This window comes from Micromonospora sp. NPDC049081, from assembly GCF_040648835.1.
GTDB lineage: Bacteria > Actinomycetota > Actinomycetes > Mycobacteriales > Micromonosporaceae > Micromonospora > Micromonospora antibiotica.
Map to the genome: position 1 here is coordinate 22,379 of NZ_JBEZEK010000040.1, position 13,031 is coordinate 35,409.

Annotated in this window: 8 protein-coding genes; 7 read left to right on the forward strand and 1 reads right to left on the reverse strand. The window is 71.9% G+C overall.

Going from position 1 to position 13,031, the window contains the following annotated elements:
• Positions 1-593: 593 nt before the first annotated feature.
• A complete protein-coding gene (locus AB0B63_RS31215; RefSeq protein ID WP_357025404.1) occupies positions 594-2,333 on the reverse strand; it encodes a beta-N-acetylhexosaminidase in 1,740 nt (579 codons plus the stop codon).
• A gap of 407 nt (positions 2,334-2,740) precedes the next feature.
• On the opposite strand from AB0B63_RS31215, the gene ppdK reads away from it, so the two are divergent.
• From ppdK to AB0B63_RS31250, 7 genes are all read left to right on the forward strand, one after another.
• The gene (ppdK, locus tag AB0B63_RS31220) at positions 2,741-5,497 is read left to right on the forward strand and encodes a pyruvate, phosphate dikinase (protein ID WP_357025386.1); all 2,757 of its coding nucleotides are present in this window, start codon (positions 2,741-2,743) and stop codon (positions 5,495-5,497) included.
• A 169-nt stretch (positions 5,498-5,666) separates the two neighbouring features.
• A complete protein-coding gene (locus AB0B63_RS31225) occupies positions 5,667-5,855 on the forward strand; it encodes a hypothetical protein (protein ID WP_357025389.1) in 189 nt (62 codons plus the stop codon).
• 1 nt (position 5,856) lies between these two features.
• Positions 5,857-7,131: a deoxyguanosinetriphosphate triphosphohydrolase gene (locus AB0B63_RS31230; RefSeq protein WP_357025392.1), complete on the forward strand. Its 1,275-nt coding sequence runs from the start codon at positions 5,857-5,859 to the stop codon at positions 7,129-7,131.
• 237 nt (positions 7,132-7,368) lie between these two features.
• Positions 7,369-8,202 carry a siderophore-interacting protein gene (locus tag AB0B63_RS31235; RefSeq protein WP_357025395.1) on the forward strand — a complete coding sequence of 278 codons (834 nt, stop codon included), beginning with the start codon at positions 7,369-7,371 and terminating at the stop codon, positions 8,200-8,202.
• A gap of 157 nt (positions 8,203-8,359) precedes the next feature.
• Entirely contained in the window at positions 8,360-10,003 is a 1,644-nt protein-coding gene (locus AB0B63_RS31240; protein WP_357025398.1) for a BCCT family transporter, read from the forward strand.
• Positions 10,004-10,089: 86 nt separating this feature from the next.
• The gene (dnaG, locus tag AB0B63_RS31245; RefSeq protein ID WP_357025401.1) at positions 10,090-11,958 is read left to right on the forward strand and encodes a DNA primase; all 1,869 of its coding nucleotides are present in this window, start codon (positions 10,090-10,092) and stop codon (positions 11,956-11,958) included.
• A gap of 281 nt (positions 11,959-12,239) precedes the next feature.
• On the forward strand, positions 12,240-12,746 hold the full coding sequence (locus tag AB0B63_RS31250; protein ID WP_357025407.1) for a hypothetical protein: 507 nt from the start codon (positions 12,240-12,242) through the stop codon (positions 12,744-12,746).
• Positions 12,747-13,031 lie beyond the last annotated feature (285 nt).

Below are 13,031 nucleotides of genomic sequence, written 5' to 3' on the forward strand. Positions count from 1 at the left end.
TCGCGGGGTGCCGGCCGGGGACGTGTAACCGAGCCGGTGGCGCAGGCATTCCGCGCCCGCTGCCAGCGCCGAGGCCCGTGCGTTCCGGGTGGCTCGTGTTCCGGGGCGGCGCGCCCCGGATGGCTCGCGTTCCGGGCGGCTCGCGTTCCGAGCGCCGTGCTCCGGGGGGCGTCCGTTCCGGCGGAGCTCCCGCGCCTCCGGCCGAGCGGGCCGGCCGGGGTGCGATCGCGGATGCCAGATGTAACGACCCCGGCCGACCCACGATTCCGACCTACGGGTGGCCTCCGTCACCGGGCCGGTGGGCTGGTCCGCCAGCGGCGCCCCGAATCCGACGACCCCGTCGCCGACCTCTCAATTCGGTCACTAAGCGTTACTTTTAGCGCCCCCCACCCCAGACCCACCCGCATCCTTTGCTCTGCTGCCCTCGGCGCGACGGTCACGCTTTGTGTCCGGTGCGTATGTGGCAGCAGAGCAAAGGATGTGGATGGGGGTTGGTGGGGGTTGCCGGGAGTTGGGGGGAATGGGCAGTTCAGGCGGGTTCTGAGGATTACGGGGCCGGCTGGGCCGCGTAATGGGATCGAAAATCGGTCACTCTAAGTGATTTTTGTCTGCCCCTGGCCGGATGTGACGGAACGTGGTCGAGGCTGGCGGGCTGGTGGTGGGCTGCCGGCGATGCGAACGTTGTCGGAGGGGCGGGGCCAGGGGATCTCCGGGGACGGGTGGAACGTGATGCCGGCGGCCTGCCAGCGCGGGCCGTGGCCGGCCAGCCGCTCCCGGAACCCCGCCCAGCTCCGGGTCGACGGCGCGGACCAGGCCACCTCGGCAAGGGCGGGCAGCCGGGGGAGGAGCAGGAACTCGATCTCGGCCAACGACGTCACCGACTCGGTCCAGAGCGGGGCCTCCACGCCGAGCACCGCCTCCGCCGGGACGCCGGTCAGGTGGGTCGCCGGGTCCCAGTGGTACGCCCGGTGCACGTCGATCAGGCCCGCCCAGTCGTGGCCGAGCGGTGTGTCCGGGGCGTACTTCATGTCCAGGTAGGCGTGGTTGCCGGGGGAGAGGATCAGCCGGGCGCCCCGGCGTACCGCCTCGGCGACGGTCGGGTCGTCGCCGTCGGTGCCCCACCACTGGAGGACCCGGCCGTCGACCTGGTCGGCGGGGGCGATCTGGTGCCAGCCGACCACGGTCCGGCCGAGCCCGGCGACGATCTGCTGCACCCGCTCCACGAAACCGGTGTACGCCGCCCCCTTCACCTTGTACGCCTCGTCGCCGCCGATGTGCAGCCACGGCCCGGGGGTCAGCGCGGCCACCTCGCCGAGCACGTCGGCGACGAAGTCGTACGTCCGCTCGTCGGTGGGGTCGACGTAGCTGAAGCCGACCTCGGTGCCGGTGTACGGCGGTGGCGCGACCTTGCCCGGCGCCAGCTCCGGGTAGGCGACCAGCGCCGCGTTGGTGTGGCCGGGCAGGTCCACCTCGGGGACGACGGTGACGTGCCGCCGGGCGGCGTATCCGACGATGCGTCGGTAGTCGGCGGCGGTGTACCAGCCACCGGGGCCGCCGCCCACCTCGGTGCGCCCGCCGACGGTGGCCAGCCGGGGCCAGGAGTCGACGGCGATCCGCCAGCCCTGGTCGTCGGTGAGGTGCAGGTGCAGGTGGTTGAGCTTGTACCGGGCCAGGTGGTCGATCACCCGACACACGTCGTCGACGGTGAAGAAGTGCCGCGCCACGTCGAGCATCGCGCCCCGATAGGGGAAGTGGGGGCGGTCGACGATCGTGCCTCCGGGCACCACCCACCGCCCGGCCACCGTGGTCCGGCTCTCGACGGCCGCCGGCAGCAGTTGCCGCAGCGTCTGCACACCGTGGAAGAGGCCGGTCGCGGTGCCGGCGGTGATGCGCACCCCGTCGACGTCGACGTCGAGTCGGTACTCCTCCGCTGCCCACTCGCGCACCGCCGCCGACGGGCGCGGCGCGGTGGCGGACAGGGTGAGCATCAGCGTGCCCGGGATCGTGGGCAGGTCGGCGACCGGCAGCGGCAGGCCGGTGGCGGGACGCAGCAACTCCGCGAGATGTTCGGCGACGTCCCGGGCGGCCGGGTCGGCGCTCACCCGTACCGCCGCATCGGCCGGGAGGGCGAAGTTCGCGGCCGGCTGCGGCCTCACCGACGCGGGCGCCGGCACCACGTCGCCCAACCCGACCGGCGGCCGGGTGAGCAGCCGTTCGGCGGCCCCGGCGGCGCTGCCCGCCAGTTCGGCCGCCGCCGGCTCGACCCCGGTGACCACGAAGCCCGTCGCGGGCCCGTCCGTCGCGGGCCCGTCCGTCGTCGGCGTGGCCGGCATGGTGGGGGCCTGGTCGGGCGGGGACGGGAGGTCGGCGGGGGCTGGCTGCTCGGGGGCTGGGGCGGGGACGAGGCCGGGGGGCGGGGTGAGCGACACGGGGCAGCTCCGGGGTGTATTCGCGAGGGATATGGCAAAGGTCAGGTTTGCGGAACCGGTGACGTCAAGAGTACGAGGAGGAAGCGGAATTGCGTGATCGTGCGCATGGAAGCGTTCCCAGAAACCGGAGCGAACGCGGATAGTCGTGATGGCTGTGCCTATTGTCACCGAACGGTCCCAGGCTGCCCGATGTTCGCTTAACCTTCGCCCACCGATCGCTGACCAGGCCGGATTGCCGGAGGTCGGCCCCGGGGTAGGTCAGAACTGAACCTTCGTTAAGTGTCAATTCCGGCGCGCGTGGGAGGCTTCTGGTGACAGCGCACGAGACGGACAAGTACGTCTACGACTTCGCCGAGGGCAACAAGGATCTCAAGGACCTGCTCGGTGGAAAGGGCGCCAATCTTGCCGAGATGACCAATCTCGGCCTGCCGGTGCCGCCCGGTTTCACCATCACCACCGGGGCGTGCCAGGCGTACCTGGCGACCGGGCGGGAGCCGGACGGGCTGGCCGGCCAGATCGAGGCCCACCTGCAAGCCCTGGAACGCGAGATGGGGCGTCGTCTCGGTGACCCGGACGACCCACTGCTGGTCTCGGTACGCTCCGGTGCCCGGTTCTCGATGCCCGGCATGATGGAGACCGTCCTCAACGTCGGCCTCAACGACCGCAGCGTCGTAGGACTCGCCCGCCAGGCCGGCGGCAGCGCAGGCCCGACCGCCTCCGGCGGCAACGCGGACCCGACCGCCTCCGGCGGCAACGACCGGTTCGCCTGGGACTCCTACCGCCGGCTGATCCAGATGTTCGGTAAGACCGTCTGCGAGGTGCCGGGCGAGGAGTTCGAACACGCCCTCGACGAGGCCAAGCGGGCCAAGGGCACCCACGACGACCTCGACCTGGACGCCGACGACCTGCGTGGGCTGGTCGAGACGTACAAGAAGATCTTTGCCGAGCACACCGGGCGGGAGTTCCCGCAGGAGCCGCGCGAGCAGCTCGACCTGGCCATCCGGGCGGTCTTCGAGTCATGGAACGCCGAGCGGGCGATCCTCTACCGCCGCCAGGAACGCATTCCGGCCGACCTGGGCACCGCCGTCAACGTGGTGGCGATGGTCTTCGGCAACCTCGGTCCCGACTCCGGCACCGGGGTCGCCTTCACCCGCGACCCGGGCAGCGGCGCGCAGGGCATCTACGGCGACTACCTGGCCAACGCCCAGGGTGAGGACGTCGTCGCGGGCATCCGCAACACCGTGCCGTTGCAGGAGCTGGAGCAGCTCGACAAGACCTCCTACGACCAGCTGCTCGACATCATGGCCCGGCTGGAAGGGCACTACCAGGATCTCTGCGACATCGAGTTCACCATCGAGCGGGGCAAGCTCTGGATGCTCCAGACCCGGGTGGGCAAGCGCACCGCCGCCGCCGCGTTCGTCATCGCCGGGCAACTCGTCGACGAGGGCCTGATCGACCTCGACGAGGCGCTGCACCGGGTCAACGGCGCGCAGCTCGCCCAGCTCATGTTCCCCCGCTTCCAGCTCGACCACGACGTCCCGCCGGTCGCCCGGGGCATCGGGGCCTCCCCGGGTGCCGCGTCCGGCGCGGTGGTCTTCACCTCCGCCCGCGCCGTCGAGCTGGCCGCCGAGGGCAAGGCGGTGATCCTGGTCCGCCGGGAGACCAACCCCGACGACCTCAACGGCATGATCGCCGCCCAGGGCATCCTCACCTCGCGCGGCGGCAAGACCAGCCACGCCGCCGTGGTGGCCCGGGGGATGGGCAAGACCTGCGTCTCCGGGGCCGACGAGATCGAGGTCAACGTGCCGGCGAAGCGGTTCACCGTCGGCGGGCGCACCGTTTCCGAGGGCGACGTCGTCTCCATCGACGGCACCACCGGCAAGGTCTACCTGGGCGAGGTGCCGGTCGTGCCGTCCGAGGTGGTCCAGTACTTCGAGGGCAGCCTCGACCCGGCGCACGTCGACAACGCGCTGGTCCGGGCCGTACACCGGATCATGACGCACGCCGACGCACGGCGGCGGCTGGCGGTGCGGACGAACGCCGACACCGGGGCGGACGCGGCCCGCGCCCGGCGCTTCGGCGCCGAGGGCATCGGCCTGTGCCGCACCGAGCACATGTTCCTCGGCGACCGGCGGGAACTGGTCGAACGCCTGATCCTCGCCGCCACCGACACCGACCGCACCGACGCCCTCGCCGCTCTGCTGCCCCTGCAGCGCCAGGACTTCGTGGAGATCTTCTGCGAGATGGCCGGGCTCCCCGTCACCGTCCGGCTGATCGACCCGCCGCTGCACGAGTTCCTGCCTCCGCTGGAACAGCTCGCGGTCAACGTCGCCGTCGCCCAGGAACGCGGCGAGGACGTCGCCAAGGAGGAGGCGCTGCTCGCCGCCGTCCGGCGGATGCACGAGGAGAACCCGATGCTCGGCCTGCGCGGCGTGCGCCTCGGGCTGGTCATCCCCGGCCTGTTCGCGATGCAGGTCCGCGCGATCGCCGAGGCGGCCGTCGCGGTCACCCGCGACGGCGGCGCGGCCTGCCCGGAGATCATGGTCCCGCTGGTCGGCGCGGTCCAGGAGCTCGAGACGGTACGCGCCGAAGCCGAGAAGATCATCGCCGAGGTGGTCGGGGACAGCGGGGTCGAGGTGCTGATCGGCACCATGATCGAGGTGCCCCGGGCGGCGTTGACCGCCGGCCAGATCGCCGAGGCGGCGCAGTTCTTCTCCTTCGGCACCAACGACCTCACCCAGATGGGCTGGGGTTTCTCCCGCGACGACGTCGAAGGCGCATTCTTCTGGCGCTACCTGGAACTGGGCATCTTCGGCATCTCCCCGTTCGAGTCGATCGACCGCGACGGGGTCGGCCGGCTCATCCGGATCGCCGCCGAGGAGGGCCGGGCCGCCCGCCCCGGGCTGAAACTCGGCGTCTGCGGCGAACACGGCGGCGACCCCGACTCGGTGCACTTCTTCCACGAGGTGGGGCTGGACTACGTCTCCTGCTCGCCGTTCCGGGTGCCGGTCGCCCGGCTGGAGGCCGGCCGGGCCGCCATCGAGACGACCGGCTCCGACAGCCGCTGACCGCCCGCGACGCCCACCGGCCCGCCGCCGGTGGGCGTCGCGCGGCGTCGGTGCCCGGCCGGGTCGCGGGGTTCCCGGTGCGCGCGCCCGCGGTGCGCGCACCCCCGGCGCGGTGCGGCGTAACCTGGGCTCCCGCGACCATGGGGTACGACCGTGAAGGGGTGACCGGATGAGCAGCGGCTGGGTGAGCGCCACCGTCGACGCCGGCCGACCCGGGACCTGCGTGTTCGGGCCGGTCGCGCCCGGCGCGTTCGGGCCGGTTGCGTCCGGGCCGGCTGTGTCCGGCGTGTCCGGGCCGGTCGTGTCCGGCGTGTCCGGGCCGGTCGTGTCCGGCGACGACGAGCCCCGGCGGGGCTGAGATGCCCACAGTCGACGGCCAGCCGGCCGACGCGCAACGGTGGGTCGAGGAGACGCCCAAGGACACCGGCCACGGCCGGTCCCCGTACGAGCGGGACCGGGCCCGGGTGCTGCACTCGGCGGCGTTCCGTCGGCTCGCCGCGAAGACCCAGGTGCACGTCGCCGGGACCGACGACTTCCTGCGTACCCGGCTGACCCACTCGCTGGAGGTGGCCCAGATCGCCCGGGAGATGGGTGCCCGGCTGGGCTGCGACCCGGATCTGGTGGACACCGCCGGGCTGGCCCACGACCTCGGGCACCCGCCCTTCGGGCACAACGGCGAGGACACCCTGGACGGGCTCGCCGCGTCCTGTGGCGGCTTCGAGGGCAACGCGCAGACGCTGCGGGTGCTCACCCGGCTGGAGGCGAAGGTGCTCGCCCCGGACGGCAGCCCTGCGGGGCTCAACCTCACCCGGGCCGCGCTCGACGCGGTCAGCAAGTACCCGTGGCCCCGCCGCCCCGGGCTGCGCAAGTTCGGCGTGTACGGCGACGACCGCCCGGTCTTCGACTGGCTACGCGCCGGCAGCCCCGCCCCCACCGCCACCTCCGCTGATCCCGACCCGTCCGGCGGGGCCCGCCGCTGCCTGGAGGCGCAGGTGATGGACTGGGCCGACGACGTGGCGTACTCGGTGCACGACGTCGAGGACGGCATCCACGGCGGGTACGTCTCGTTGCGTCCCCTCCTGAACGACCCGGACGAACGCGCCGCGCTCTGCGTCGACGTGGCCGCCGTCTACTCCGGGGAGTCCCCGGACGACCTCGGCGGGGTGCTTGTCGAGTTGCTCGCCGACCCGGTGCTCACCCCGTTGGCCGGGTACGACGGCAGCCACCGGGCGCAGGTCGCCCTCAAGGCCACCACCAGCGTGCTCACCGGCCGGTTCGTGGCGACCGTGGTCGGGGCGACCCGGGACCGCTTCGGCCCCGGCCCGCACCACCGCTACGCCGCCGACCTGGTCGTGCCGCGCCGGATCAGGGCGCAGTGTGCCCTGCTCAAGGGCATCGCCTGGCGGTACGTGATGTGCCGTCCGGACGCCCGCACCCGTTACGACCGTCAGCGGGACGTCCTCACCGAACTGGTCACCGTGCTCGTCGACCGCGCCCCGGACGCCCTCGACCCGGTCTTCGCCCCCCTCTGGCGGCAGGCCGGAGACGACCCGGCCCGCCTACGCGTCATCATCGACCAGGTCGCCTCCCTCACCGACCCCGCCGCCCTGACCTGGCACACCCACCTCACCTGAAGCCCGCTCCCCCCACCCCCACCCCCGCTCCCGCCCTCCGCTCCCGCCCCTCGATCCGGTGATCAAGAGCTTTGCGTCAGTTGATCAAGAGGTTTACGTCAAAGTTGATCGCTGGATTGACGCAAACCTCTTGATCACCGGGGAGGGTGACGCAAACCTCTTGATCACCGGGGCGGGGCGGGGCGGGGTGGAGGGGTGGGGGGAGAGGGGTGGGGGAGTTAGGGTAGCCTTAGTTTTATGGCGGAGCGCTCCAAGATGGTTACTGCGGCGCGGGTGGTGCGGGTCGGACGGCCCACCCCGCACCTGGTCCGGCTCGTTCTCGGTGGGGAGGAACTGGTCGGGCTGCCGGTGGGGGAGTTCACCGACCACTACGTCAAGCTGGTCTTTCCGCCCGAGGGGGTGGACCTGCCGAGGCCGCTGGACCTGACGGCGATCAAGCGGGAGCTGCCCCGGGAGCAGTGGCCCCGGCTGCGCGCGTACACCGTGCGGGCCTGGGACGCGGCGGCCGGTGAGTTGACCATCGACGTGGTGCACCACGGCGACGAGGGGTTGGCCGGTCCGTGGGCGGCCCGGCTGCGGCCCGGCGACGAGGTGCTGTTCACCGGCCCCGGCGGGGCGTACGCGCCGGACCCGACGGCGGACTGGCACCTGCTGGTGGGTGACGAGAGTGCCCTGCCGGCGATCGGCGCCGCGTTGGAGCGGCTGCCCGAGGGTGCCCCGGCGGTCGTCATGGTCGAGATCGCCGACCCGGCCGACGAGCAGTCGTTGCCCAGCCCCGGCGCGGTGGCGTTGACCTGGCTGCACCGGGCCGGTCGACCGGTCGGCGAGGCCCTGGTCGCGGCGGTACGGGAGCTGGAGTTCCCGCCCGGCCGGGTGCACGCCTTCGTGCACGGCGAGGCCACGTTCGTCAAGGAGCTGCGCCGGCTGCTGCGGGTCGAGCGGTCGGTGCCCCGGGAAGCGCTGTCGATCTCCGGCTACTGGCGACGCGGCATGGACGACGAGGGCTGGCGCTCCACCAAGCCGGACTGGAACCGCCAGGTGGAGGCCGAGGAGGCCGAAGTTCTGACCTGAGCACCGCCAGGTGGGGGCCGAGGAGGCCGAAGTCCTGACCTGAGCGTCGCCAGGTGGAGGCCGAGGGGGCCGAAGTCCTGGCCTGAGCACCGCCCACGGGTCGTGGGAATGGGCGCAATCGCCTGCTGTCGGGGTCACCGGGCGGGACGATGTGACCATGGCTGAGCGGGCGCGGGACGTGGATGCGCGGGCGGGTGGCAGGCCCGACCCGGTGGTGCTCACCCTGGGCGTCGGCGGGGTGCTGGCGGTCGTGCTCTGGGGGGTGTCCGCGCGCGGTTCGCTGGCCGACTTCGGCGAGTCCGGGCTGGCCTGGGTGATCGGCACCTTCGGCTGGTTCTTCGTCGTCGCGGCGGACGCCTTCCTGGTGCTCGCGGTGGTCGTCGCGGCCTCCCGCTACGGCCGGATCCGGCTGGGCGCCGACGACGACCAGCCGGAGTTCGACACGCTGGCCTGGGTCGCCATGATGTTCAGCGCGGGGATGGGCATCGGTCTGGTCTTCTTCGCGGTGGCCGAGCCGATCCAGCACTACGCCACCCCGCCGCCGGCCACCGGCGTCGGGGCACAGACCCCGGGTGCCGCCGCAGCGGCCATGCAGTACACGCTCTTCCACTGGACGCTGCACCCGTGGGCGATCTACGCCGTCACCGCGCTGGCGCTGGCGTACTCGACGTTCCGCAAGGGGCGGGACAACCGGATCTCGGCCGCGTTCCACCCGCTGCTCGGCGCGCGGGCCGACGGGGTGGCCGGTCGGGCCATCGACCTGCTCGCCGTGTTCGCCACGGTCTTCGGTTCGGCCACCAGCCTCGGCCTCGGCGCGCTCCAGGTGGCCGCCGGTCTGGACCTGGTGGCCGGCGTACCGGACACCCGGTCGGTGGAACTGACCGTGATCGGCGCGCTGACCCTGGCCTTCGTCGTCTCGGCCTTCTCCGGCCTGCACCGGGGGGTCAAGTGGCTGTCCACCACCAACGTCCTGCTGGCCGTGGCGCTGATGGTCTTCGTGTTCGTGGTGGGGCCGACGATCTACACGCTGGAGGTGCTGCCCGCGTCGGTCGGTGACTACCTCAGCAGCCTGGTGTTCATGTCCACCCGTACCGGCGCGTTCTCCGACCCGGCGTGGCTCGGGTCCTGGACGATCTTCTACTGGGCCTGGTGGATCTCCTGGGCACCGTTCGTCGGCACCTTCATCGCGCGGATCTCGCGTGGGCGGACCGTGCGTCAGTTCCTGGTCGGGGTACTGCTGGTGCCCAGCGGGGCCAGCGCGATCTGGTTCGCGATCATGGGCGGCAGCGCCCTGCGTACCCAGGCCAGCGGCACCCGCGATCTGGTGGCGGACGTCGGGGCGGGCAGTGAGCAGGCGCTGTTCGGGCTGCTGGACGCGCTCCCGCTGGGGACCGTCACCAGCGTGCTGGCCATGGTGCTCATCGCGCTCTACTTCGTGACCAGCGCCGACTCGGCGTCGCTGGTGCTGGGGGCGCTCACCTCGGGCGGCGCACTGCGCCCGCACCGCGTACTCGTGGTGCTCTGGGGGGTGCTGATCGGGGCGGTCGCCGCCGCGCTGCTGCTCGCCGGGGGCCTGGCCGCCCTGCAACAGGCGACCATCATGGTGGCGCTGCCGTTCGTGGTGGTGATGCTCGGGCTCGCCGTGGCGCTGCTGCGTGACATGGCCCGGGACCCGGCGGTCAACCCGCACCCGGACCGGGGACGCCGGTCCGGCCTGTCCGCCGCCGTGCGGGCCGCCCGGTCGTACGACGAGGAGAACCCGCCCCCGGTCACCCACTGGCTGCACCGTCCTCCCCGCTGAGCCGGGCGTTCGCCAGCCGCCCGTCCCCCGCCCGACGGATCGTCGGTCCGGCAGGGCAGGATGGAGGGCCGAGGGGGTGGCACCGCATGGCTGGGCGGATCAGGGACGAGGACATCGCGTTGGTCCGCGAGCGGGCCTCCATCGCCGAGGTGATCTCGGACACGGTGACCCTGAAGTCGGCCGGTGGCGGCAACCTCAAGGGCCTCTGCCCGTTCCACGACGAGAAGAGCCCGTCGTTCAACGTTTCACCGGCCCGTAACGTCTTCTACTGCTTCGGTTGCGGCGTCGGTGGCGACGCGATCAAGTTCCTGATGGACGCCGAGCATCTCACCTTCGTCGAGTCCGTCGAGCGGCTCGCCGACCGGGTCGGCATCCAGCTGCGCTACGTCGAGGGTGACCAGGCCGCGCCCCGGGCCCGTCCGCAGCAGGGGCAGAAGCAGCGGCTGGTGGCCGCGCACGCCGCCGCCGTGGAGTTCTATCAGGCGCAGCTCACCACGGCCGGCGCCCGCCCGGCCCGGGAGTTCCTGGCCCGGCGCGGTTTCGACCGGGCCGCCGCGCAGCGGTACGGGTGCGGTTTCGCCCCGGACGCCTGGGACCTGCTCACCAAGCACCTGCGTCAGCAGGGGTTCACCCATGACGAGCTGGTCACCGGCGGGTTGTCCCGGCCGTCGCGCTCGGGCACCCTGATCGACCGGTTCCGTCGCCGGCTGATGTGGCCGATCCGCGACATCGCCGGTGATGTGATCGGCTTCGGGGCGCGGAAACTCTTCGACGACGACGACGGCCCGAAATACCTCAACACCCCCGAGACGCCGATCTACAAGAAGTCGCACGTGCTCTACGGCATCGACCAGGCCAAACGGGAGATCGCCAAGCAGGGCCGGGTGGTCGTCGTCGAGGGTTACACCGACGTGATGGCCTGCCACCTGGCCGGGGTCCCGACCGCCGTGGCGACCTGCGGCACCGCCTTCGGCGCGGACCACATCAGGGTCCTTCGTCGTCTTATTTTGGACGGCAGTGTCGACTCTGGCGAGATCATTTACACCTTCGACGGTGACGCCGCAGGCCAGAAGGCGGCTATGCGGGCATTTGAGGATGATCAAGAGTTCCTAGCTCAAACATTCATCGCGGTAAGCCCTAATGATATGGATCCCTGTGAGCTGCGCCTGGAGAAGGGAGACCTTGCTGTTCGTGACCTTGTTGCGCGGCGAGAACCTCTACTGACCTACGCGCTGCGAAGCATCGCCAGCCGGTATGATTTGAATACGGCCGAGGGGCGAACTGGGGCGATGAATGCCATAGCTCCCTTGATGCTCAAAATTCGACGTTGGGAGCTGCGGGAGCAGTACCTGCGGGAATTAGCCCATATTACAGGGGCTGACCCTGAAGAAGTGCGTGAAATTCTGAAGGCTGCAGATAGGGCCAATGGTGGCCGCGTGGCTGGGATATCGAGGCCAACCAAGAAGCATTCTCCTACTGTGGACAGTCCGGAGTCGATGGTCGAGCGGGAGGCGTTAAAACTCGCCCTCCAGGAGCCGGTCCTCGCCGGCCCGATGTTCGACGCCGTCGAGGCCGCCGAGTACCGGCACCCGGTGCACGTCGCGGTGCGTACCGCGATCGCGGCGGCGGGTGGTGTGGCCGTCGCGTCTGGCGGCGCGGTGTGGGTCGAGGCGGTCCGGGACGCCTGCGAGGACCTGGCGGCCCAGGCGCTCGTCGGTGAGCTGGCGGTGGAGCCGCTGCGGATCGACGGCGAACCCGACCCGAGGTACGTCTCCAGCACCCTCGCCCAGTTGCAGTGGGGCTCGGTGACCGCCCGGATCAGGGACCTGAAGTCCAAGATCCAGCGGATCAACCCGGTCAACCAGAAGGACGAGTATTTCGCCCTCTTCGGGGAACTGCTCTCGCTGGAACAGCATGCGCGGGCCCTGCGCGAGCAGGCCGCGGGAGGACTCTGATGGGACTGTTCGGCCGCAAGCCCAAGCTGCCCGCCGCCGCCCGCCCCGCCCTGACCGCCGGGGAACGGGTGCTGGCCTGGGCCGCCCCCGGCGACGGCGGCAGCAACGACGCACCGCCCACCGACGATGTGCCTGCCGCTGACGGTGCGCCTGTCACTGCCGGCCCGTCGGCTGTCACCGGCCCGCCGCCCGCCGACGATGTGCCTGCCGCTGACGGTACGTCTTCCGTCGACGGAGGGTCCGTCGCCACCGGCCCGTCGGCTGTCGCCGGCCCGTCGGTCATTGGCGATGCGTCGGCTGTTGGTGGTGCGTCGGCTGTTGGCGGTGCGTCGACCGGTACCGGTTCCGGTGGCGGCGGGGTGCTGGTGGCGACCAACCTCGGGCTCTGGCTGCCCGGTCGGGCGGAGCGGCTGGGCTGGCACGACATCCTCAAGGCCGTCTGGTCCGGGCGGGAGCTGACCGTCACGGTGGCGGAGACGATCGACGAGCGGGACGGTTACCTGGTGGTCGCCGACGGTCCCGTCGAGACGTACCTGCTGCTCGATCCGGGGGACCTGCCGCACCAGGTGCGGGCGCGGGTGACCCGCTCGGTGGCGTACACCCAGCAGCACCCGGTGCCCGGCGGCTCGGGCCGGATCGCGGCCCGGCGGGTGGCCGGGGCGGACGGTCTGACCTGGACGGTCCGCTACGACCCCGGCACCCCGGTCGACGCCGACGGGGTACGCGCCGAGACCGACCAACTGGTCGCCGCCGCCGCCCGCGCCGCCACCGCCCCGGCCGACCTCTGACTCTCGGCGGGTACGTCTCGCAACTCCGGCCAGGTCGCGTAATCGCCGCGAGGCGGATGCCGCCATCTCGGCCCCGTTGAGTCGGTCATGTTCGCGGGGGCCGGGGTCGGCGGTGCGGTTCGACCCCGGCGCGGCGAGATCGTGGTGACCGGCCAGGCCGACCGATACCGACCAGGCGGGCCGATACCGACTAGGGCCTGTCCTGTCGATCATGGAAGCCAGATGATGGCGGCTATGAGGACGAGGCTTGCCTGGTAGAGAGATGCCCGTTTGGCGTAGCGGGTG

Coding starts and splice junctions, on each gene's coding strand:
- dnaG (WP_357025401.1), top strand. CDS start 10,090: ATGGCTGGGCGGATCAGGGACGAGGACATCGCGTTGGTCCGCGAGCGG.
- AB0B63_RS31230 (WP_357025392.1), top strand. CDS start 5,857: ATGCCCACAGTCGACGGCCAGCCGGCCGACGCGCAACGGTGGGTCGAG.
- AB0B63_RS31215 (WP_357025404.1), bottom strand. CDS start 2,333: ATGCCGGCCACGCCGACGACGGACGGGCCCGCGACGGACGGGCCCGCG.
- AB0B63_RS31235 (WP_357025395.1), top strand. CDS start 7,369: ATGGCGGAGCGCTCCAAGATGGTTACTGCGGCGCGGGTGGTGCGGGTC.
- AB0B63_RS31240 (WP_357025398.1), top strand. CDS start 8,360: ATGGCTGAGCGGGCGCGGGACGTGGATGCGCGGGCGGGTGGCAGGCCC.
- AB0B63_RS31225 (WP_357025389.1), top strand. CDS start 5,667: ATGAGCAGCGGCTGGGTGAGCGCCACCGTCGACGCCGGCCGACCCGGG.